The sequence below is a fragment of the Photorhabdus akhurstii genome (genome assembly GCF_018448925.1).
Taxonomy (GTDB): domain Bacteria; phylum Pseudomonadota; class Gammaproteobacteria; order Enterobacterales; family Enterobacteriaceae; genus Photorhabdus; species Photorhabdus akhurstii.
Window position 1 is genome coordinate 1 of sequence record NZ_RCWE01000119.1, and the last position, 618, is coordinate 618.

Sequence of the window (618 nt, forward strand, 5' to 3'; positions counted from 1 at the left end):
TTCTCGGTGAGGGCAAGACGACCATCACCAGTGGCCCGCTGGACAATCGCCACGGTCATCTTCAAGGCGGACAGTTGGCTATCGATACCCGACACGCCGCGCTGGATAACCGGGACGGCAAATTGTTATCCACCGACACGTTAACCCTGAACACTCACCAACTCGATAATCGTCACGGGCAGGTGCAGGCGGTGGGCGACACTCAGCTTGATGTTGACACTCAAACCGATAACACCGGCGGCCTTATCCGTGGCGGTCAGCAATTGACCCTGAACACCGCTCGCCTGATTAACCGCGAGACGGCGCACACGGATAACGGGGTGGAAGCGCAAAACCTGACGGTCAACGCTCAACAGGTGGACAATACCCAGGGCGCTTTACGGGCAGCCAACCATCTGCAAGCTCAGGTGAGTCACACGCTGGAGAATGCCGAGGGGTTAATCTCCGCGGGCAAACAGCTTACCGTAGACGACAAGAGCGGGTACACCTCGCTGGTGATTAACAACCGGCAAGGCACCTTAATTGCCGGGGAACAGGCCACGATTAACGCACACTCTCTGAGCGGTGACGGCCAACTGTTATCGCAGGGCGATATGGCGGTCACTTTAACCGAGGATT

1 protein-coding gene is annotated in these 618 nt (G+C 57.4%); it reads left to right on the forward strand.

Going from position 1 to position 618, the window contains the following annotated elements; translation table 11 throughout:
* A partial coding sequence (locus tag EAE93_RS24020) for a hypothetical protein (protein WP_214040739.1) occupies positions 1 to 618 on the forward strand: 618 nt, incomplete at both ends.